Below are 20,763 nucleotides of genomic sequence, written 5' to 3' on the forward strand. Positions count from 1 at the left end.
CGAATCAGCCGGCTGGCCCCGAAGGGCCGGCCGGCACGTGCGGGCAGGCCGGGGGTCAACCCTGGTGCTGTTGCACGGTGTGCATGTCCTTGTCCCCACGGCCGGACAGGTTGACCAGCACGATCTGGTCCTTGGGCAAGGTGGCCGCCAGCTTGGCCGCATGGGCCAGGGCATGACTGGACTCCAGCGCGGGGATGATGCCTTCGATGCGGCAGCAGTTGTGGAAGGCTTCCAGCGCCTCTTGATCGGTGATGCAGGCATAGCTGGCGCGGGCGCTGTCCTTCAACCAGGCGTGTTCCGGACCCACGCCCGGATAATCCAGGCCGGCCGAGACCGAATGGGTCTCGATGATCTGACCATTGGCATCCTGCAGCAGGTAGGTGCGGTTGCCGTGCAGCACGCCGGGCGAACCCAGGGTCAGTGAAGCCGAGTGACGACCGGTATCCAGACCATCACCGGCAGCTTCCACCCCGACCAGTTTGACGTCGGGATAATCGATGTAGGGATAGAAGATGCCCATGGCGTTGGAACCGCCACCGACACAGGCCACCACGTAATCCGGCTGGCGCGAGGCGATTTCCGGCATCTGCTGGATGCACTCGTTGCCGATCACCGACTGGAAGTCGCGCACCATCATCGGATACGGGTGCGGACCGGCCACGGTGCCGATGATGTAGAAAGTGGTCTCGACGTTGGTGACCCAGTCGCGCATGGCTTCGTTGAGCGCATCCTTCAGGGTCTTGGAGCCGGACTCCACCGGCACCACCTTGGCACCCAGCAGGTTCATGCGGTAGACGTTCTGAAGCTGGCGCTTGACGTCCTCGCTACCCATGTAGACGATGCACTCCATGCCGAAGCGCGCGCAGATGGTGGCCGTGGCCACGCCGTGCTGGCCGGCGCCGGTCTCGGCGATGATGCGCTTCTTGCCCATGCGCTTGGCCAGCAAGGCCTGGCCGATCACGTTGTTGATCTTGTGGGCACCGGTGTGGTTCAGGTCTTCGCGCTTGAAGTAGATCTGGGCGCCACCGGCGATCTCGGACCAGCGCCTGGCGTGGTACACCGGGCTGGGACGGCCGACGAAATGCTTCAGTTCGGTATGGAATTCAGCGAGGAACTGTTCATCGTGCTGGTAGCGCGCATAGGCGTCGCGCAGCTCGTTCAAGGCCAGGGTCAGGGTTTCGGAGACGAAGCTGCCGCCGTAGGGGCCGAAGTGCCCACGAGCATCAGGCAGGTTGTAATGGGCCGTCTGGTGCAGGGCGGCGGCGGGAATGGCCTGACGCTCGGCGAAACCGCCGAGGGGATTCAATTCTTTCATGGTGTTCCTCTGAAACGCTTGGGGGGTGTGCTACGCGGGGGTAGCATCCGCCAGACGCACGGCCTGGATGAAGGCCGCTATCCTGGCGGCATCCTTGATGCCCTTGGCGGCTTCGACGCCACTGCTGATGTCGACCGCGTAGGGACGAACGCCGACCACCGCCTCAGTGACGTTGTGTACGCTCAAGCCACCACTCAAAACGGCCCGAGGCGCGAGTTCTTTTGGAATGAGAGACCAATCGAAAACCTTTCCGCTGCCGCCATACTCCTCGACCAGGGTGTCAAGCAGCAGTCCGGAGAACAAGGGACTGGCGGAGCGATATGCCTGCTCGTATTCTAACAAATCCGCGGGCTGCGTCGAGCTTCCTATTCTGGCGGCACGTATGAAGGGTCTGACAACGGACTCGGCGATGGCAGCGCACTGCTCGGGCGTTTCGTCGCCATGGAATTGCAGCACCGTCAGCGGCGCCTCGGCCAGCACCTGGCGCACCTCCTCCAGGGTCGGATTGACGAACAGCCCGACGATGCTCACGAAGGGCGGCACGGCACGGGCCAGTTCGCCGGCGCGCCGCGGCGTCACGTAGCGCGGGCTCTTGGGATAGAACACCAGCCCCATGGCATCGGCGCCGGCGGCCACGGTGGCGCGCACATCTTCTTCACGGGTCAGGCCGCAGATCTTGATGCGGGTACGAAAGCTCATGAACATTGCCTCATGGATGAAAACTTCGGTTGGTCTGCCTGCGCCACTCACAACCAGGGCCAGGAGCGCGCCTCCTGCGGCAGCGCCCAGCTATCGGGATAGTCGACCCGCGCCAGGTACAGGCCATCCGGCATGAAGGTCGGTGCGGCGCGGCTGCGGTCGCGCAGGGCCAGTACCTGGCCCATCCATTGGGGATCCTGCTTGCCGCTGCCCACCACGATCAAGGAACCGACGATGTTGCGCACCATGTGGTGCAGGAAGGCATTGGCCTTGAGGGTGAAGACGATCATGTCGCCATGGCGGCGCACGGCAATGCTTTCCATCTTGCGTACCGGGGACTTGGCCTGGCATTCGACGGCGCGAAAGCTGGTGAAGTCATGTTCACCGATCAGGTGTTGCGCAGCCCGGTGCATGCGATCCGCATCCAGCGGGCGGAAGGTCCAGCCGACCTTGCCCGCCAGCAGCGGCGAGCGCACGGCGTGGTTGTAGAGCACGTAGTGATAGGTCCGGGCGATGGCTGAAAAGCGCGCATGAAAACCGAATTGCGCCAGGCTCTCGGCCCCTTCCCGCGCGGTCCCGTGCAGCTCGGCTGCCTGGGCGGCGGCACTGGCCCCGGCGATGGCGGCATCATCCACCCAGGGCAGTTCGCAGGCCCAGCGTACCGCGATGGTGGGCGGCAGGAAGGCATTGGTGCCACGCACCCAGGAAAAGGCATCGCGGGCAATGGGCGTATCGAAATGGACGATCTGCTCCAGCGCATGCACACCCGAATCGGTACGCCCGGCACAGGTCGTGGCAATGGGCGTGGTACTGAAACGCTGCAACGCCGCTTCCAGCTGGTCCTGCACGGTCTGGCGGTGCGGCTGGGTCTGCCAGCCCTGCCAGCGGGCGCCGTCGTATTGCACGCCCAGCACGACGCGACGCAGGCCCGCGGATGGGGAAGAAAGTTCTGTCATGGATGTTCACTGCCCGCCGCCAGCGCCTGATGGACGGTGGATGGGTGCAGAAAGCTTCATACAGGCTGCACACCACCCTATCCGGCGGCACGAAAAAAAACGAACGGGCAGCTCATGCGAGCTGCCCGCGAGATGACGCTATTGTAATCGCTCCCGGCACCGGCCTCAGCCGAGGGCGGCGATCATGGACTTGGCGCGTGCCACCTGGGCGTCGTTGCCACCGCGCATCACTTCTTCCAGCAGTTCACGGGCGCCATCCTTGTCGCCGATTTCCTCATAGGCGGCGGCCAGGTCCAGCTTGGTGGTCATCTCCTGTTCGAAGGCCGACTCCTCGTCTTCTTCCAGGATATTGGCCGCCGAGGGCGCCGGGGTGTCTTCCGGCAGGCTCAGGTCCAGATCGGCCAGGGAGCTGGCCGCAGGCGCGTCTTCCTTGCTGTCCAGCAGCATGGACGCCGAAGCCGCCCCGCCGGAGACCGGCAGGATGGGCTCGTCGGCATCCGGCTTGGCACCGTTTTCCAGATCGAGGTCGAAATCGATATCCTTGCCCAGGTCCATGGGCGCCGCCACCGGTTTGGCTGCCGGTTCGGCTTCGGGCTGGAGCTCGGCGGCCTTGAAGTCGGACAGATCGAATTCCATGCCCGGCTCTTCTTCCGCGACCGGCTCGGCCGGCGTGCCGCCGTAGAGCGGATTGGTCGGATCGATGGTCAGACCCAGTGCGGCCGCCTTGACCCAGGCTTCGTTGAGGCCGCCGCTCAAGGCATGCAGGTTAAGGGCGACGCGGTTGAAGCTGGCGACGTCACCACGCTTGGCATAAATCTCCAGCAGCTTGGCATGCAGGGCCTGACGCTCGGGCTGAGCCTGCAGAGCCAGCTTGAGGATATCCTCGGCCTGTTCGTCGCGGCCATAGGCGATGTACATGTCGGCCTCGGCGAGCGGATCGACCGGGGCCTCCTCCACGGGGGCTGCCACGGCCTCGACGGCCGGCACAGGGGCGGGAGCGGGCTCGGCAGACGGAGCCGGTTCAGGTTCAGGCTCAGGTTCAGGTGCAACGGCAGCGACGGCCGCTGCCACGGGTTCGGGTGAGGGGGCAGGCTCAGGCTCGCTGGCCGGCTCGGCCGGGCCGTCCTCGGACTTCTTCTTGCGGCGACGCATGGCCACCACGCCCCCGCCTGCGGCCAGCAGCGCCACCAGGACGCCGGCACCGGCCAGCACGTAGGGATTGTCCTTGATCTTGTCGAGGAAACCACCGGACTTGGCGGACTTGTCCGCAGGTGCCGGCGTAGCCGGTGCCGCAGCCGTGGCCGGCGGCTCCCCGGGCTTGCTCTGGTCACCCTCTGCGGGCTTGTCAGTGGCGGCAGCGCCCGGCTTGGCGGGGTCGGCCTGCTTCTGCTGCTGGGCAGTCAGTTCGGCGATGGTCTGGTTCTTCAGCTCCAGCAACTTCTGGAGGTTGTCGACGTTCTTTTCCAGGTCCTTGACGCGGTCATTGGCGTCGGCCAGAGCGCGTTCGGCGGCGGCCTTCTCTTCGGCAGCGCCGGCGTTACCGGTCTTGCCACGGCCCTTGTTGGCACGCGAGAGCTCCAGGCGGTCACGCGCTTGCCCGGTACCGGAACGCTCCTCCACACGTGCCGTAATCTTGCCACCACCACTCTGGCGGTTGCTGCCAGCCTTGCCGGCCGGCCCATTGGCGACCTGGCCCGCCAGCTTGTTGCGATAGGCGTTGAAGTCCTGGGCTTGTGCGACCACCATGCTGCGTGCCTCGTCGCGGTCCACCGCCGCCGCCGTCGGCTGGTCGGGGATGGACAGGATCTTGCCCGCGCGCAGGCGGTTGATGTTGTTGCCCTGGAAGGCATCGGGATTGGCCCGGTACAGCGCAATGAGCATCTGGTCCAGCGAGACATTGGCCTGCTGGTTGCGCGTGGCGATGGCGCTGAGCGTGTCACCGGGCTTGACGCGGTAATCGCCGCTCTTGCCAGCGCTCGCAGGCGCCGCAGCGGGTGCCGCGACGCTGCCGGAGGCGGCAGGGCCTGCCGGTGCCGCCGCCATCGCATCGGGGCTGGCCGAAGCCGGCGTATTTTCGGGCGAGGCCTGCTGGCGACGGATCAGTTCTTCAGCCAGAGCGGAAGGAGCGGGACGCTGCACGATGGTGCTGGTCGGCTCTTCGCTACTGAACGGGATCGCCGCACTGGGTGCCGCAGCAGGCGGGGGTTCCGCCGCAGCAGGCGCTGCCGTTGCGGCCGGTGCTGGTGCTGGTGCCGGGGCCGGCGCAGCACTTGCCGCTGCCGGTGCGGCAGCGGCCGCAGCGGCCTCCGCATTGCTCGGCGTCAGCGGTGCCACCTGGGCATTGCGCGGGGTCTTGCTGTCGGGCGGATCCAGCAGGAAGGTGTATTCACGCAGTTGCCGGGCCTGACCGGAATCGAGCTCCAGCAGCAGGTCGACGAAGGGATCGCTGACCGGCTGGGACGAACTGATGCGGATCACATGCCGCCCCTGGCGCTGTTCCAGCACGATGGACAAAGAACTCAACACCGGGTTGTAGTCCATGTTGGCGCGGCGGAAGGCGTCGGCCGATGCCAGGCGCGCGGTGAGCTTGCCGGCTTCGTCGGCACTCACGGCAGTCACCTCGATCTCGGCGCGCAAGGGCTGGCCCAGCGACGAAAGCACGGTCAGCTTGCCCAGGGCCGCAGCATGCGCCCCCAGCGGCAAGGCCATGGCCAGTGCAATGGCGGCGCTCAGGGTCTTCATCCGGGACAAGGGAAGCTTCTTGTTGGTATGTACAGGCATGTTTTGTTTGGCTTAGAGAAACGTTGCGCTTCAAACCCGTCACGCTGGCGTTCAAGCCGGTACTGGCCTGGAAATGCCCTACAGATCCGTGAATGGGGCAGATGCCGCGCGGCCTGTGCAGCCGGCCCGCGCCACTCCGGTCCGTGCTGGCTTGCTGTTGTCACGCCTTTTCTTGCAGGCCAGCGGTCCGGAGCAGATCCATTTCATCAAATCCAGCAGGCGCTCTGCTAGGGCGCTGCCACATGTTGGCTTTCATGAAATGAATTGGCTTTTCAAATTAACATCAAGAACTTACACCCGCAAGTGTACTTACTTTCTCAAGATGAGAAAAACCCGCCAGCATCCATTCGCATGGACGCTGGCGGGCTATTGTTGCAGACTGACAACGCGTAAGGCAAGTCCTATTCGCATTGCAGCAACGCCGCGGCGCAACTGACCGGGATTTTCCCGGTCGCCGACATCACTCCAGGTTGCCCAGGATGATGCGCAGCATGCGGCGCAGCGGTTCGGCCGCGCCCCACAGCAGCTGGTCGCCGATGACGAAGGCGGAGATGTATTCCGGGCCCTGGTTGAGCTTGCGCACACGGCCCACGCCGATTTCCAGGCCACCGGTGATGGCCGCCGGGGTCAGTTCCTTGACCGTGATGGCGCGGTCATTGGGGACCCACTTCACCCAAGGGTTGCCGGCACGGATGATGGACTCGATGTCAGCCAGGGGCAGGTCGCGCTTCAACTTGATGGTCAGCGCCAGGCTGTGGCAGCGCATGGCACCGATACGCACACACAGGCCATCGACCGGGATGATCTGCTCGTTGCCGAGGATCTTGTTGACTTCAGCCTGGCCCTTCCACTCTTCCTTGGACTGGCCGTTTTCCAGCTGGGCGTCGATCCAGGGGATCAGACCACCTGCCAGGGGCGCGCCGAAGAACTCGGTGGGCACGTCTTCACGGATGGTCTTGGCCACCTTGCGGTCGATGTCCAGGATGGCCGAGGACGGGGTCGCCAGCTCGTCGGCCACGGCCGCGTTGATGACGCCCATGCCCTTCAACAGCTCGCGCATGTGATTGGCGCCGCCGCCGGAGGCCGCCTGGTAGGTCATGGAGCTGACCCACTCGACCAGACCTTCCTTGAACAGGCCTCCCACGCCCATCAGCAGGATGGAGTTGGTGCAGTTGCCGCCGATGTAGTTCTTCACGCCCTTGGCCAGTGCGTCCTTGATGACGTTGTTGTTCACCGGATCGAGCACGATCACGGCATCATCCTTCATGCGCAGCGAGGAAGCAGCGTCGATCCAGTAGCCATCCCAGCCAGCGGCGCGCAGCTTGGGGAAGATCTCATTGGTGTAGTCGCCGCCTTGTGCGGTGATGATGATGTCGCATTTCTTCAGCTCTTCAATGCTGTTGGCGTCTTTCAGGGTCGTTGCCGTTTTGGCAAACGACGGCGCCTTGCCGCCCGCATTCGAAGTCGAGAAAAACACCGGTTCGATGTGATCGAAATCACCTTCGTCCTGCATGCGCTGCATCAGGACCGAACCCACCATTCCACGCCAGCCAACCAAACCAACCAGTTTCATCATCTTTCCCTATTTAGAACTTCCATGGTGAACAAATCAGATTGAACACAATTGCGCCGGACCATCCGGCATTTCAAGCACCCGGCCGCACCGCTTGGGGCACGGCCAGGCGACGTTGATCTCAGGCGAGGGCCTTGACCACGGCTTGCCCCATCTGCTGGGTGTTGACCTTGGTGCAGCCTTCTTCATAAATATCGGCGGTGCGCAGACCTTGCGCAAGCACTTTCTTCACTGCATTCTCGATGCGGTCGGCCTGTTCGGCACGGTTCAAGGAGAAGCGCAGCATCATCGCCGCCGACAGGATGGTCGCCAGCGGATTGGCGATGCCCTTGCCCGCGATGTCGGGTGCCGAACCGTGTGAAGGTTCATACAGGCCCTTGTTGTTGGCATCCAGCGAGGCCGAGGGCAACATGCCGATGGAACCGGTCAGCATCGCCGCCGCGTCCGAGAGGATGTCGCCGAACATGTTGCCGGTGACGATGACGTCGAAGTTCTTCGGGGCTTTCACCAGCTGCATGGCGGCGTTGTCCACGTACATGTGCGACAGCTCGACGTCCGGGTACTCCTTGCCGACTTCGGTGACGATGTCCTTCCAGAACTGGAAGGTTTCCAGCACGTTGGCCTTGTCCACGCTGCACAGGCGCTTGCCGCGCTTGGCGGCGGCCTGGAAGGCGACGTGGGCGATGCGGCGGATTTCCGGTTCCGAATAGCGCATGGTATCAAAACCTTCACGGGCGCCCTTGAAAGGGCCGTCCGGTGCCTCGCGCATGCCGCGCGGCTGGCCGAAATAGATGTCGCCGTTCAGTTCACGCACGATCAGGATGTCCAGGTTGGCCACCAGCTCGGGCTTCAGCGAAGAAGCGCCGGTCAGTTCCGGATAGCAGATCGCCGGGCGGAAGTTGGCAAACAGCTGCAGGTGCTTGCGCAGGCCCAGGATGGCTTGCTCGGGGCGCAGGGCGCGTTCCAGCTTGTCATACTTCCAGTCGCCGACCGCACCGAAGAGAATGGCGTCGGCTTCCTTGGCCAGCTTCAGGGTACCGTCCGGCAGCGGGTGGCCGTGGGCTTCATAGCCGGCGCCGCCGACGGGGGCGGTTTCCATTTCGAACTTCTCGTCCAGGGCGTTGAGCACGCGGACGGCTTCATCGACGATTTCAGGACCGATGCCGTCACCCGGCAGGATAGCAATCTTCATGGCTTCTCTTTCTCAGTGTTTCCAGCGTTCTTGGAATAGTAACGACAAGGGCGGCCATCTGACCGCCCTTTGCTGTTGTCTCGACGATCACTTCAGATCGTGTTGCTCAGCCAGGGCTGTTCGTGCAGGTGTTTCTCTTCGTAGGCACGAATGGTGTCGGCTTTGCGTAGGGTCAGGCCAATGTCGTCGAAGCCGTTCAACAGGCAGTACTTGCGGAATTCGCTGATCTCGAACGGATAGACGGCACTGCCATTGGTGGTGCTGACGGTCTGCTTTTCCAGGTCGATGACCAGGCGATAGCCGGGGAAGGCCTTGACTTCATTGAACAGGTGATCGACCTGCTGCTCGCTCAGGACGATGGGCAGCAGACCGTTCTTGTAGCAGTTGTTGAAGAAGATGTCGGCGAAGCTGGGCGCGATCACGGCGCGAAAGCCGTACTGGTCCAGCGCCCACGGCGCGTGTTCACGCGAGGAGCCGCAGCCGAAGTTCTTGCGCGACAGCAGGATGGACGACCCCTGGTAGCGCTCCTGGTTGAGCACGAAATCCGGGTTCAGCGGGCGCTTGGAATTGTCCATGCCCGGCTCGCCGTGATCCAGGTAACGCCATTCGTCGAACAGGTTGGGGCCGAAGCCGCTGCGCTTGATCGACTTCAGGAACTGCTTGGGGATGATCGCATCGGTATCGACGTTGGCGCGATCCAGCGGCGCCACCAGTCCTTCATGCACGATAAATTTATTCATGAGCTTGACCTTGGGTCGGTGGGGCGATTGCTCTGCCCTACCCTTCCTGTTTCCTGTTCAAAAACTGAAGCTGCGGCACGCTGGCCGCAGCCTTGCACTGTCTGATCCTGCTGATTTCTGCTTATTTCTTGCTGGCGTCCTGCATCTTTTCGCCGACCTTTTCGACATCCTTGCCGAAACCGTTGACGGTATTGCAACCGGCCAGCGCACCCAGGGTGACGGCCAGCAGAACCAGAGCGGAGATTTTTTTCATGTTTGTCCTCTCGAAAAGATTCACACAAGCAGGGGATTACAGCGAACGCACATCCACGAAATGACCGGCAATGCCCGCTGCGGCTGCCATGGCCGGGCTCACCAGGTGGGTACGACCACCGGCACCCTGACGACCTTCGAAATTGCGGTTCGAGGTCGAAGCGCAGCGCTCGCCCGGTTCCAGGCGGTCGGCATTCATGGCCAGGCACATGGAGCAGCCCGGTTCGCGCCATTCGAAACCGGCATCGCGGAAGATCTTGTCCAGGCCTTCACGTTCAGCCTGCTCCTTGACCAGACCGGAACCCGGCACCACCATCGCCAGCTTGACATTGGAGGCGCGGAACTTGCCGCGCACGACCTTGGCGGCTTCGCGCAGGTCTTCGATGCGGGAGTTGGTGCAGGAACCGATGAAGACCTTGTCGATGCGGATATCTTCAATGGGGGTATTGGGCTTCAAGGCCATGTAGGCCAGCGCCTTTTCCATGCCGTCGCGCTTGGTCGGATCCTTTTCCTTGTCGGGATCAGGGACGCGGGCGTCGACCGCCACCACCATCTCGGGCGAAGTGCCCCAGGTGACTTGCGGCTTGATCTCGGCGGCGTTCAGGGTCACCACCATGTCGAACTTGGAGCCCGGGTCCGAATGCAGCGTGCGCCAGTACGAGACGGCGCGCTCCCAGTGCGGGCCGGAGGGCGAGAAGGGACGACCCTTCAGGTATTCCAGCGTGGTGTCGTCGAAGGCCACCATGCCGGCACGGGCGCCTGCTTCGATGGCCATGTTGCAGACCGTCATGCGGCCTTCCATGGACAGCGAGCGGATGGTCGAGCCAGCGAATTCGATCGCGTAGCCGGTGCCGCCTGCGGTACCGATCTTGCCGATCACGGCCAGCACGATGTCCTTGGCGGTCACGCCAGCGGGCAGCGCACCATCGACCTGCACCAGCATGGCCTTGGACTTGCGCGCCAGCAGGGTCTGCGTGGCCAGCACGTGTTCGACTTCGGAGGTGCCGATGCCATGGGCCAGCGCGGCAAACGCGCCGTGGGTGGAAGTGTGCGAATCACCGCAGACCACCGTCATGCCCGGCAAGGTGGCGCCCTGTTCGGGGCCGATCACGTGCACGATGCCTTGACGCTTGTCGTTCATGCCGAAGTACGTCAGGCTGAATTCTTTTGCGTTGCCATCCAGGGTTTCGACCTGCAGGCGCGAGATGGGGTCGGCGATGCCTTGGGCGCGGTCGGTGGTGGGGACGTTGTGGTCCGCCACCATCAGGTTGGCCGAGTTCCGCCAGGGTTGGCGACCGGCTAGCTTGAGGCCTTCGAAGGCTTGCGGGCTGGTCACTTCATGGAGCAGGTGGCGGTCGATATACAGGATGGCGGTACCGTCATCTTCCGTATGAACGACGTGCGACTCCCAGAGTTTGTCGTAGAGCGTCTTGAGCATGTTGCGGTCCGGCGGAATCGAAAAAGGGATGCTGAACGGGAAAAATAGCTTTTGATTATGCCATAAAGCGACAGGTCTGACCTCCCCGCCGTGTTTTCCGCCGCGTCGCAACAACAGGGAATAATGCTGCAAAGCAGCAGAAAAAGCGCAGCAAGTGCGGCAGCCATGAAAAAACCGGCATTTCTTCCGGAGCTGGAAGAAATGCCGGTGGCTCGCCAGGCAGGACAGCCCGGATCAGTGCTTGCGGGTCTGCTGGTACAGCGGCTCCACGCGCTGGGCGTAGACCGTCAGGTCGGCGATGCGCTCGCTGCTGGAGGGGTGGGTGGACATGAACTTCATCGGCTCGTCGCCGCCCAGGCTGGCCATCTTCTGCCACAGCGTGACGGCGGCCTTGGGGTCATAGCCGCCGCGCGCAGCCAGTTCCACGCCGATGCGGTCGGCCTCGGTTTCATTGGCGCGCGAATTGGGCAAGCCCATCAGGCCCATGTAGAGGTATTGCCCGCCCTGCTTGCCGACATCGCCCAGCCCCAGCAGCGCCGCGCCAATCGAGATGGCCGAATTGGCCACCACCTGCTGCGAAGCGCGCTCGCGCGCGTGTTCACGCAGGGCGTGGGCGATCTCGTGGCCCATGACGGCGGCCAGCTCATCGTCGGTGATCTTGAGCTTGTCGATCAGGCCGGTATAGACCGCGATCTTGCCACCGGGCATGCACCAGGCATTGGTCTCGTCGGAGCTCAGTACGTTGACTTCCCAGTTCCACTTCAAGGCATCCGGGCGGAACACCCCAGTCTGCGGGATCAGGCGACTGGCAATGGCGCGCACGCGTCGCACCTGGGCCGCATTGCGATTGAGCAGGCCCTTGCTCTTGGCTTCGGCCAGTACCTGGGCGTATTCCTTGGTGGAGGCGGCCTCCATCTCGGCCGAGGACACCAGCATCTGCTGCTTGCGGTCGATGCCGACGGCACCGCCCTGGGTGGTCTGTACGGTTTCGCAGGCCACCAGGCCCACCAGGGCTGCGGCCAACAGGCTGTTCTTGACGATAGGGTTGAGCTTCATGCCCGCCTCCATTGAATAATTGATCTTGATCCCGGGGTCGGTCTGCCGGCGTGCGTGCTGCCGCCAGTCAGCCTTGAGCCGCTTCGACCCGGCTCTTTGCAAATTGTTTCAGACAAGAAAAAACCGGCGACCGCATGCGCGATGGCCGGCTTGCTGGCAAGGCTGCCCGGCCTGTCAGCGCAGGGCCGGGGTCTCCACCTTCACATCGCCGCATTGTGCGCGATGACGCAGGGCGTGATCCATCAACACCAGCGCCAGCATGGCTTCGGCAATGGGCGTAGCACGGATGCCCACGCAAGGATCGTGGCGACCGAAGGTTTCCACCGAGATCGGCTGGCCGTTCTTGTCGATGGACGGGCGCGGCGTGCGAATGCTGGAGGTCGGCTTGATGGCGATGGAGGCCGTGATGTCCTGACCGGTCGAGATGCCGCCCAGGATGCCGCCGGCATTGTTGCCGACGAAACCTTGCGGGGTCAGCGCATCACCGTGCTCGGAGCCCTTTTGCGCCACCGAAGCGAAACCGGCACCGATCTCCACGCCCTTGACGGCATTGATGCCCATGAGCGCATAGGCGATCTCGGCATCGAGCTTGTCGTACAGCGGCTCGCCCAGTCCCACCGGGACGTTCTGCGCCACCACGTCGATGCGCGCGCCGATGGAGTCGCCGTCCTTGCGCAGGGCATCCATGTAGTCTTCCAGGCGCCCGACGATGCTGGCGTTGGCGGCGAAGAAGGGGTTGTTGGGCACGTGTTCCCAGGATTCGAAGGGAATCGCGATCTCGCCCAGCTGGCTCATGCAGCCCTTGAAGGTGGTGCCATATTTCTCGAACAGCCACTTCTTGGCGATGGCCGCCGCACCCACTACCGGAGCGGTCAGGCGCGCCGAGGAACGACCGCCGCCGCGCGGATCGCGGATGCCGTACTTGTGCCAGTAGGTGTAGTCGGCATGGCCGGGACGGAAGGTATCGAGGATGTTGCCGTAATCCTTGCTGCGCTGGTCCTGGTTGCGGATCAAGAGCGCAATCGGGGTGCCGGTGGTCTTGCCTTCGTAGACGCCGGAGAGGATCTCCACCGTATCCGGCTCCTGGCGCTGGGTCACGTGGCGCGAAGTCCCGGGACGGCGGCGATCCAGTTCGGGCTGGATGTCGGCTTCGGAGAGCGTCATGCCCGGGGGGCAGCCATCGATCACGCAGCCGATGGCCGGGCCGTGGGATTCGCCGAAAGTGGTGACGGTGAAGAGCGTGCCGAAGGTATTGCCGGACATGATGGAATTCGCGCAAAAATTGGGGGAAGCCGCGATTCTACCAGCCTCGGGGGCTGCCGACGAGCCGCGCCAGGCGGCGCGCTCGCCCCGGCAGGCTTATTTCCAGTCGCCGCGCAGCACCCTGACCTGCTCCTGCAGGCCCTCCGGGCTGACCGCTGCGGGCGCGATCGGCTCGCCCACCGCCAGTTCCAGGCGCGAGAACAGTCCGCGCTTGAAGGTGCGCGCCACCGGATTGCTGGGGTCGCGCGAGAACAGGCTGCCCCACAGCCCGCGCAAGGCCATGGGCAAGACCGGCACCGGGCTGCGGTCGATGATCTTCTGCACGCCGCCCTTGAAGGGGTTGATCTCGCCATCGCGGGTCAGCTTGCCTTCCGGGAAGATGCACACCAGCTCCCCTTCATGCAGGGCCTGGGCGATATCGACGAAGGCTTTTTCGGTCAGCCACGGGTCTTCCTTGACCGGTGCAATCGGGATGGCCCGCACGTTGCGGAACAGCCAGGACATCACCGGAATCCTGAAGATCTGGTGATCCATCACGAAGCGTACCGGGCGCGGGCTGGCCGCCATGATGGCAATCGCATCCACGTAGCTGACGTGGTTGCACACCAGCACCGCCGGTCCCTCCTCAGGAATGGCCTGGCCGTTGATGATGCGCACGCGATAGAAGGTATGGATCAGGATCCATGCCAGGAAGCGGATCAGGAATTCCGGCACCAGCGAGAAGATGTAGACCGCCACCACGCCATTCATGATGGCCGTGGCCAGGAAGATCTGCGGAATGGTCAGCCCCGCCTTCAACAACACCATCGCCACCAGGGCCGACACCACCATGAAGAGCGCGTTCATGATGTTCATCCCGGCGATGGTGCGGGAGACGTGGGCCGGGTCGCAGCGGGTCTGGATGAGCGCAAACAGCGGCACGATGTAGAGCCCGCCGAACAGGCCGATGCCCAGGCAATCGACCAGAATGCGCCAGCTGCCGCCCTGCGCCAGGAAGCCGCCCAGGTCCAGCATGGCCGCTGGAGTGACGTAAGCCTGACTGGCGAAATACAGCTCCAGCCCGAACACCGACAAGCCAATCGAGCCGAACGGCACCAGCCCGATTTCCACCTTGTGGCCGGAGAGCCGCTCACACAGCAGCGAACCGACGCCGATACCGACCGAGAACACCGCCAGCAGCAGCACGAAGACACTGTGGTCGCCATGCAGGTAATTCTTCGCGTAGACCGGGAATTGCGCCAGCATGATGGCGCCATAGAACCAGAACCAGGAATTGCCCAAGAGCGACAGGAACACCGGCCGGTTGCGGCGCGAAAAACCGATGTTGCGCACGGTCTCGGTGAAGGGATTCCAGTTCACCTTCAACTCCGGCACGGGGGCCGGCGAGAGCGGAATGCGCAGGCTCGCCAGCCAGCCCAGCACGGCAATGCCGATGGTGATGCCGGCCACCAGGTGCAGGCCCCAGGGCTTGTGTACCACCAGCACCGCGCCCAGGATTTCACCCAGCAGGATGCCGACGAAGGTACCCATCTCGATCAGACCATTGCCGCCCACCAGTTCCTCGCGCCTCAACTGCTGCGGCAAATAGGCGTATTTCACCGGTCCGAACAGAGTGGAATGGATGCCCATGCCGACCACTGCGGCAATGAGCAGCCACAGGTGATGCGTCATCCAGCCATAGGCGGCGATGCCCATGATGGCGATTTCGAGCAGCTTCACGAAGCGCGCCACCCTGCCCTTTTCCAGCTTGTCGGCCAGCTGGCCGGAGGTGGCCGAGAACAGGAAGAACGGCAGGATGAACAAACCCGGAATGAGGTTGTTGAGCAGGCCCGGATCCATGTCCGTCCACGCCAGCGCGTCATAGGTGAGGATGGTCAGCAGCGCCGTCTTGAACACGTTGTCATTCAGGGCGCCGAGGAACTGGGTCCAGAAGAAGGGAGCGAAGCGCCGTTGAGTGAAAAGCGTGAACTGGCTGTTCTTTTGCATGGGCAATCAGGTGAGGGAGAAAGCGGGCAGCCTACGCTGCATCAGACAGGATTGACAACAACACCAAAGGGCAGGAAGCGCGGAACAATAAAAAACCGCTCCAGCAGGAACGGTCATGACAGCGCCGCCTGCACCGGGCAGGCGGGGACTCCCGGAGCAACACCAGGGGCTCAGCTGTTGCCTTCGCGCTCTTCTTCCTCGGCCGGCCAGTCGCGGATGTAGGCCTTGAGCATCTTGTTCTCGAAGCCCTGCGCATCCAGCACCGCCTTGGCCACGTCGTAGAAGGACATCACGCCCAGCACCGTGCGCGCCTCCATCACCGGCACGTAGCGCGCGTGTTTTTCCAGCATGATGCGGCGCACTTCGTTGAGGTCGGTATCGGGGGTCACGGTGATGGGCGCATCGTTCATGTGCTTGCGCACGGTCGAACCGCCCAGCTCGCCACCGTTCTTGTGCAGCGTCAGCAGCACTTCGCGGAAGGTCAGCATGCCGACCAGGTCGCCGTATTCCATGACGACCAGCGAGCCGATGTCTTTCTCGGCCATGGCGGCCACGGCCTCCTGAATCGGGGTATCCGGCGTGACGGTGAAGAGGATGTTGCCTTTGACCTTGAGGATTTCAGAGACTTTCATGATGTCGTCCTGGTTTGGTTATATGAAGCTGTTTTGACTGTAGGCGATGACGCCGGGAAAATCCAATTCATGGGGGCAACAGGATAACTGATCCTGACCGCAGCCGCTCTGGATGCCTCCTCCACGCCTGCTTTGCAGGAAGGAAAACACATGGTACGGGCAAGGGCGACATTTGGGCAACCCGCAAAGACGCTGCTGCGCAGTATTTCCATACAGAATTTGCATTTAATAGCTGAAGCTTGCTTCAGCACAAGGATTGCAAACGAGCGCGCTGCTGACTAATCTGGAGAGGTCAGGACTCTCCGGAGAAGACCATGGCTGCCACCCTGCCCGAACGCCATTACGCCAGTTTCAGCGAGTTCTATCCGACCTACCTGAGCGAGCACGCGCACCGGGTCAACCGGCAGCTGCATTTCCTCGGGTCGACGCTGGCGCTGCTGAGCCTGTTGCTGCTGCTGATCACGCATCAGTGGTGGTGGCTGGCGGTGGCACTGTTCTGCGGCTACGGTTTTGCCTGGGTCGGGCATTTCATGGTGGAGAAGAACCAGCCGGCCACCTTCCGTCATCCGGTCTATTCCTTCATGGGGGATTGGGTGATGTACTGGCAAATGCTGACCGGACAAGTCTCGTTTTAGAAAACTTCATATCAGAGCCAACATCGGCCGATCCGGGGGGCTGGTCTCGGGTCGCCTCATCTTTCCCACAGGCGCCGCCGCGCTTCCAGCGGTACGGCTGCGTGGGGCATGGCGGCCACGGTCGCCGCGACCTCCTGCTCGGCCTCCCGGCCAGCCTGGCAATACTGTTGCAGCGATTGCCCCAGCACGGTATTGATGGCTTCTTCCACCCGGCTCACCAGGGCTTCTTCCTCACCGGCCTGGGCCAGTACCGCCGGGTCGAACACGAACAGGCGATACACCCGCGCCAGCTGGATGGTGCCGGGATTGGCCACCAGCGTCCAGCGGTCCATGTCATCGGTAATGCGGCGGTTCCAGCCGCGACGGTTGCGGCTGTCCGCATCGGGCTTGACCGAAGCCACCCAGCCCTCTTCGCTCATGCGGGACAGGAGTTGCTGCAGCTCGCCCAGGCCCAGCCTGGTGGCGCGGCGCACCTCATCCATGCTGACCACGGCGGACTCCACGCCCACCCGCGCCGCATGCAGGAATTTCAGGACCTTGACCGCATCGATGAATTCCGCGCCCGGTGAGGGCACGTGCCACCAGCGCTCATAACGCACCACTGGCAATGCTGCCGTGAGCAGTGCACCGAAGAGGGTGATCATCCACATCATGTAGATCCACACCAGGAAGATCGGCAGCACCGCCACCGTGCCATAGACCATGGTGTAGGTCGGGAACTGCAGGATGTAGGCGGCGAAGAGCCGCTTGGCGATTTCCAGGCCGATACCGGCCAACAGGCCGCCGGCGGCCGCATCGCGCCAGTCCACGGTCTGGTTGGGCACGGTGCTGTAGAGCAGCGTGTAGGCCAGCGTGGAGAACATCAGCGAGACCAGGGTATAGAAGCTCGCCCCCAGCCACGGCAGGCTTCTGACGGCGCCGCCGGTGGCGCTTGAAAGATACGAGGTCACGCTGATGGAAACCCCGATCAGCAACGGCCCCAGCGTGATGATGGCCCAGTACACCAGCACCCGCTGTACCAGCGGACGCGACTTCTTGACGCGCCAGATCTGGTTGAACACGCTCTCGATGGTGGACATGGTCAAGACCGACGTCAGGATCAGCAGCACCCCGCCCACGGCCGAGATGCGCGCCGACTTGGCGGCGAACTGGTTCAGGTAGCCGAGAATGGTGTTGGCTACGCCCTTGGGCATGAGATTGTCGACGAAATAGGCTTCCAGCGAGGCACGGAAGGTCGAGAACAGCGGGAAGGCCGTAAACAGCGCCAGCGCGATGGTCAGCATCGGCACCAGCGAGAGGATGGTGGTAAAGGTCAGGCTGCCGGCCACTTGCGGCAGGCGGTCCTCGCGCCATCGCCGGCCGGCGAAGCGCAACAGGTCGCTCAACTGCTCACGGGTCAGACCACGCATACGGGACAAGGAAAAACGCAAAGAAGACATCCGTTCGACTTCAGCGGGGAACGCCACATCAGCAGATGCGCCGCCCCATCGGGGTTGAATCACGCCGCATGACGGCAAGTTTGGCGATTATCGCCCAAGCGGGCGGCAAAATCCCGCAAAAACGCACAGGGGGAAGAAAGTTTCTGCTTCCCCTTGGTGTAGATGAAGTACAGATGAAGAAAAAGCTGATCTACACTGCCTTTTCCTGCTGTCTGGGTACAAAAGAACGGAAATATAATAAGTCACATGACCACCTCCCCGACTGCGATTGCCGTGAACGCTTCTTCCAACGCCACCATTCTGGTGCTCTACTATTCGCGCCATGGCGCCACCCGCAAGCTGGCCGAGCTGATCGCCCAGGGTGTGGAAAGCGTGCCCGGCTGCGACGCCCGCCTGCGCACCGTGCCGGCGGTCTCCACCGTCACCGAGGCGGTGGAACCGGACGTCCCTGCATCCGGCGCGCCCTACGTGGAAGCCACCGACCTGGCCGAGTGCGACGGCCTGGCCCTGGGCTCGCCCACGCGCTTTGGCAACATGGCCTCCGCCATGAAGTATTTCTGGGACGGCACCTCGCCGCAATGGCTCTCCGGCACCCTGGCGGGCAAGCCGGCCTGCGTCTTCACTTCTACCGGCAGCCTGCATGGCGGCCAGGAATCGACGCTCTTGAGCATGATGCTGCCGCTGCTGCACCATGGCATGCTCATCGTGGGCCTGCCCTATTCGCATCCCGAACTGATGAACACTTCCAGCGGCGGCACGCCTTACGGCGCCAGCCACTGGGCGGGCGTCAACGGCAACCAGCCGCTGTCGGACGACTCGCGCTCTCTGGCCATCGCGCTGGGCAAACGGCTGGCAGAAAACGCCATCAAATTACGGAGACCATCATGAACAGCCATGCGCGCTACTTCCATCTCGGAGCCAGCTCCGGCCTGATCGCCCTGATCCTGCTCTGCCTGGCGTGGGAACTGGTGCTGGCGCCGCTGCGACCGGGCGGCTCATGGATGGTGTTGAAGGTATTGCCGCTGCTGCTGCCGCTGCGCGGGGTCTTGAAACGCGATGTCTACACGCTGCAATGGTCCTCCATGCTGATCCTGGTCTACCTGGCCGAAGGCCTGGTACGCGCCACCAGCGACAGCGTGCACACCTCGGCCATGCTGGCCTGGGTGGAAGTGGCGCTGACGACGCTGTATTTCTTCTGCGCGCTGGCCTATCTGCATCCGTTCAAGAAGGCCGCCAAGGAAATCGCCCGCCAGGCGATCCAGAAAGCCTCCCAGTAAGCTCCTCTGTCCCGACCAAGGCGCGCCACTCAAGGTGGCGCGCGCCGCTTTCATGACTGAATTCCTCGATGCCTGCCGGGCCGCCATCGGCGCCGCTCATGTCCTCACCGATGCTGCCGACACCGCCGGCTACCTGACCGATCAGCGCGGCCGCTACACCGGGCGCGCCCTGGCCGTGTTGCGTCCGGCCGATAGCGCCGAAGTGGCGGCGCTGGTGCAGCTGTGCGCCCGCCACGCCGTGCCGCTGGTGCCGCAAGGCGGCAATACCGGCCTGGTGCTGGGCAGCGTGCCCGACCAGCAGGGCAATGCCGTGGTGCTGTCGCTGCGCCGCCTGAACCGCATCCGCGCGGTCGACCCGGTCAACAATACGATGACGGTGGAAGCCGGTTGCGTGCTGCAACACCTGCAGGAGCAGGCGGCGGCGGTGCAGCGTCTGTTCCCGCTGTCGCTGGCGGCCGAAGGCAGTTGCACCATCGGCGGCAATCTCTCCACCAATGCCGGCGGCACCGGCGTGCTGCGCTATGGCAACACGCGCGAACTGTGCCTGGGGCTGGAAGTGGTCACGGCCGCGGGCGAAGTCATGAGCAGCCTCAAGGGCCTGCGCAAGGACAATACCGGCTACGACCTGCGCGACCTCTTCATCGGCGCCGAAGGTACGCTGGGCATCATCACCGCTGCCGTGCTCAAATTGTTCCCGCAACCGCGCGCGCAATTGACTGCCCTGGTGGCGCTGCAGACCCCGGCGCAGGCCTTGCAGCTGTTGCAGCGGGCGCAAGCGCGTTGCGGCTCGGCGCTCACCGGTTTCGAACTGATGTCGCACTTCTGCCTGCAGCTGGTCTGCAAGCATTTCCCCGAGCAGCGCCTGCCCTTTGCGCAGGCGCATCCGCAATACGTCCTGCTGGAACTGTCGGACAACGAATCCGAAGAACACGCCCGCACCCTCTTCGAAACCCTGATCGGCGAGGCCCTCGACGAGGGGCTGGTCGACGATGCCGTGATCGCCGCCTCGCTGGCGCAATCCCGGGCGCTGTGGCGACTGCGCGAAAGCATCTCGATGGCGCAGGCGCATGAAGGCAAGAACATCAAGCACGACATCTCGGTGCCGATCTCGCGCATCGCCGACTTCATGGAAGTGACCGACGCCCTGGTGCAGGAGACGGCGCCGGGTTGCCGCATGGTCAGTTTCGGCCACCTGGGCGATGGCAACCTGCACTACAACGTCTCGCCGCCGCTGGGCGTGGCCGATGCCGACTTTCTGGCGCGCCAGGGCGACATCAACCGCGTGGTGCATGACAGCGTGGACCGCTTCGGCGGCTCGATCTCGGCAGAGCACGGATTGGGGGCCTTGAAGCGCGAGGAAATCCTGCGCTACAAGTCGCCGGTGGAATTGCGCCTGATGCGCGCCATCAAGCAGGCGCTGGACCCGCAGCACCTGATGAATCCGGGCAAGGTGCTGTGAGGCCCGTTTGACGCACTCGTCAGGCACGCACAACAAAAAGGGACGGACGCCACTACTAGCCGTCCGCCCC

The 20,763-nt window shown here is 63.5% G+C and carries 18 protein-coding genes; 4 read left to right on the forward strand and 14 right to left on the reverse strand.

The features are described 5' to 3' along the window. Positions 1-55: 55 nt before the first annotated feature. The 13 genes from trpB to GWL_RS13005 form a co-directional block, all read right to left on the reverse strand. The gene (gene trpB, locus GWL_RS12945) at positions 56-1,315 is read right to left on the reverse strand and encodes a tryptophan synthase subunit beta (RefSeq protein ID WP_008330854.1); all 1,260 of its coding nucleotides are present in this window, start codon (positions 1,313-1,315) and stop codon (positions 56-58) included. 30 nt (positions 1,316-1,345) lie between these two features. Beyond that, on the reverse strand, positions 1,346-2,014 hold the full coding sequence (locus GWL_RS12950) for a phosphoribosylanthranilate isomerase (protein WP_034351140.1): 669 nt from the start codon (positions 2,012-2,014) through the stop codon (positions 1,346-1,348). Between the two features lie 47 nt (positions 2,015-2,061). After that, positions 2,062-2,970 carry a tRNA pseudouridine(38-40) synthase TruA gene (locus GWL_RS12955; RefSeq protein ID WP_008330857.1) on the reverse strand — a complete coding sequence of 303 codons (909 nt, stop codon included), beginning with the start codon at positions 2,968-2,970 and terminating at the stop codon, positions 2,062-2,064. A gap of 165 nt (positions 2,971-3,135) precedes the next feature. Continuing rightward, positions 3,136-5,751, reverse strand: coding sequence for a FimV/HubP family polar landmark protein (locus tag GWL_RS12960; protein WP_034350785.1), 2,616 nt, complete (start codon positions 5,749-5,751; stop codon positions 3,136-3,138). Between the two features lie 460 nt (positions 5,752-6,211). Continuing rightward, positions 6,212-7,324, reverse strand: a complete 1,113-nt coding sequence (gene asd / locus GWL_RS12965; protein WP_008330865.1) for an aspartate-semialdehyde dehydrogenase — start codon at positions 7,322-7,324, stop codon at positions 6,212-6,214. A 121-nt stretch (positions 7,325-7,445) separates the two neighbouring features. Continuing rightward, positions 7,446-8,516 (reverse strand): 3-isopropylmalate dehydrogenase, encoded by a 1,071-nt coding sequence (gene leuB / locus GWL_RS12970; protein WP_008330866.1) that lies wholly within the window; start codon positions 8,514-8,516, stop codon positions 7,446-7,448. Between the two features lie 92 nt (positions 8,517-8,608). Next, positions 8,609-9,256, reverse strand: a complete 648-nt coding sequence (gene leuD / locus GWL_RS12975) for a 3-isopropylmalate dehydratase small subunit (RefSeq protein ID WP_008330867.1) — start codon at positions 9,254-9,256, stop codon at positions 8,609-8,611. Positions 9,257-9,377: 121 nt separating this feature from the next. After that, positions 9,378-9,509, reverse strand: a complete 132-nt coding sequence (locus GWL_RS12980) for an entericidin A/B family lipoprotein (RefSeq protein ID WP_008330868.1) — start codon at positions 9,507-9,509, stop codon at positions 9,378-9,380. Positions 9,510-9,545: 36 nt separating this feature from the next. After that, positions 9,546-10,946, reverse strand: a complete 1,401-nt coding sequence (gene leuC / locus GWL_RS12985) for a 3-isopropylmalate dehydratase large subunit (protein ID WP_008330870.1) — start codon at positions 10,944-10,946, stop codon at positions 9,546-9,548. A gap of 234 nt (positions 10,947-11,180) precedes the next feature. Further along, on the reverse strand, positions 11,181-12,002 hold the full coding sequence (locus GWL_RS12990; protein WP_008330872.1) for a M48 family metallopeptidase: 822 nt from the start codon (positions 12,000-12,002) through the stop codon (positions 11,181-11,183). Between the two features lie 174 nt (positions 12,003-12,176). Further along, entirely contained in the window at positions 12,177-13,265 is a 1,089-nt protein-coding gene (aroC, locus tag GWL_RS12995) for a chorismate synthase (protein WP_008330873.1), read from the reverse strand. A 96-nt stretch (positions 13,266-13,361) separates the two neighbouring features. Further along, on the reverse strand, positions 13,362-15,251 hold the full coding sequence (locus GWL_RS13000) for an MFS transporter (RefSeq protein WP_008330874.1): 1,890 nt from the start codon (positions 15,249-15,251) through the stop codon (positions 13,362-13,364). Positions 15,252-15,421: 170 nt separating this feature from the next. Then, positions 15,422-15,883: a CBS domain-containing protein gene (locus GWL_RS13005; protein ID WP_008330875.1), complete on the reverse strand. Its 462-nt coding sequence runs from the start codon at positions 15,881-15,883 to the stop codon at positions 15,422-15,424. A 314-nt stretch (positions 15,884-16,197) separates the two neighbouring features. Here GWL_RS13005 and GWL_RS13010 point away from each other — a divergent pair, with 314 nt between their 5' ends. Next, complete coding sequence (locus GWL_RS13010; RefSeq protein WP_008330876.1) at positions 16,198-16,518, forward strand: DUF962 domain-containing protein; 321 nt, start codon at positions 16,198-16,200, stop codon at positions 16,516-16,518. 56 nt (positions 16,519-16,574) lie between these two features. Here the strand turns inward: GWL_RS13010 and GWL_RS13015 are convergent, their stop codons facing one another. Further along, a complete protein-coding gene (locus GWL_RS13015) occupies positions 16,575-17,927 on the reverse strand; it encodes a YihY family inner membrane protein (RefSeq protein ID WP_157174242.1) in 1,353 nt (450 codons plus the stop codon). Between the two features lie 276 nt (positions 17,928-18,203). Between GWL_RS13015 and wrbA the strand changes: the two genes are divergently transcribed. Genes wrbA through GWL_RS13030 form a run of 3 tightly spaced genes read left to right on the forward strand, consistent with a single transcriptional unit; the run spans position 18,204 to position 20,693 of the window. Further along, on the forward strand, positions 18,204-18,845 hold the full coding sequence (gene wrbA, locus GWL_RS13020) for an NAD(P)H:quinone oxidoreductase (RefSeq protein ID WP_008330878.1): 642 nt from the start codon (positions 18,204-18,206) through the stop codon (positions 18,843-18,845). Beyond that, positions 18,842-19,234 carry a DUF2069 domain-containing protein gene (locus tag GWL_RS13025; RefSeq protein WP_008330879.1) on the forward strand — a complete coding sequence of 131 codons (393 nt, stop codon included), beginning with the start codon at positions 18,842-18,844 and terminating at the stop codon, positions 19,232-19,234. Before wrbA ends, GWL_RS13025 begins: the two co-directional genes overlap by 4 nt. A 52-nt stretch (positions 19,235-19,286) precedes the next feature. Continuing rightward, complete coding sequence (locus tag GWL_RS13030) at positions 19,287-20,693, forward strand: FAD-binding oxidoreductase (RefSeq protein WP_034351144.1); 1,407 nt, start codon at positions 19,287-19,289, stop codon at positions 20,691-20,693. The last annotated feature ends 70 nt before the right edge of the window (positions 20,694-20,763 follow it).

Source organism: Herbaspirillum sp. GW103 (genome assembly GCF_000261365.1).
In the GTDB taxonomy this organism is placed as follows: Bacteria; Pseudomonadota; Gammaproteobacteria; order Burkholderiales; family Burkholderiaceae_D; genus Herbaspirillum.

Coding starts and splice junctions, on each gene's coding strand:
- GWL_RS12990 (WP_008330872.1), bottom strand. CDS start 12,002: ATGAAGCTCAACCCTATCGTCAAGAACAGCCTGTTGGCCGCAGCCCTG.
- GWL_RS13025 (WP_008330879.1), top strand. CDS start 18,842: ATGAACAGCCATGCGCGCTACTTCCATCTCGGAGCCAGCTCCGGCCTG.
- GWL_RS13015 (WP_157174242.1), bottom strand. CDS start 17,927: ATGCGTGGTCTGACCCGTGAGCAGTTGAGCGACCTGTTGCGCTTCGCC.
- GWL_RS13005 (WP_008330875.1), bottom strand. CDS start 15,883: ATGAAAGTCTCTGAAATCCTCAAGGTCAAAGGCAACATCCTCTTCACC.
- GWL_RS13030 (WP_034351144.1), top strand. CDS start 19,287: ATGACTGAATTCCTCGATGCCTGCCGGGCCGCCATCGGCGCCGCTCAT.
- asd (WP_008330865.1), bottom strand. CDS start 7,324: ATGAAACTGGTTGGTTTGGTTGGCTGGCGTGGAATGGTGGGTTCGGTC.
- GWL_RS12955 (WP_008330857.1), bottom strand. CDS start 2,970: ATGACAGAACTTTCTTCCCCATCCGCGGGCCTGCGTCGCGTCGTGCTG.
- leuC (WP_008330870.1), bottom strand. CDS start 10,946: ATGCTCAAGACGCTCTACGACAAACTCTGGGAGTCGCACGTCGTTCAT.
- trpB (WP_008330854.1), bottom strand. CDS start 1,315: ATGAAAGAATTGAATCCCCTCGGCGGTTTCGCCGAGCGTCAGGCCATT.
- GWL_RS13010 (WP_008330876.1), top strand. CDS start 16,198: ATGGCTGCCACCCTGCCCGAACGCCATTACGCCAGTTTCAGCGAGTTC.
- leuD (WP_008330867.1), bottom strand. CDS start 9,256: ATGAATAAATTTATCGTGCATGAAGGACTGGTGGCGCCGCTGGATCGC.
- wrbA (WP_008330878.1), top strand. CDS start 18,204: ATGACCACCTCCCCGACTGCGATTGCCGTGAACGCTTCTTCCAACGCC.
- GWL_RS12950 (WP_034351140.1), bottom strand. CDS start 2,014: ATGAGCTTTCGTACCCGCATCAAGATCTGCGGCCTGACCCGTGAAGAA.
- GWL_RS13000 (WP_008330874.1), bottom strand. CDS start 15,251: ATGCAAAAGAACAGCCAGTTCACGCTTTTCACTCAACGGCGCTTCGCT.
- GWL_RS12980 (WP_008330868.1), bottom strand. CDS start 9,509: ATGAAAAAAATCTCCGCTCTGGTTCTGCTGGCCGTCACCCTGGGTGCG.
- leuB (WP_008330866.1), bottom strand. CDS start 8,516: ATGAAGATTGCTATCCTGCCGGGTGACGGCATCGGTCCTGAAATCGTC.
- aroC (WP_008330873.1), bottom strand. CDS start 13,265: ATGTCCGGCAATACCTTCGGCACGCTCTTCACCGTCACCACTTTCGGC.
- GWL_RS12960 (WP_034350785.1), bottom strand. CDS start 5,751: ATGCCTGTACATACCAACAAGAAGCTTCCCTTGTCCCGGATGAAGACC.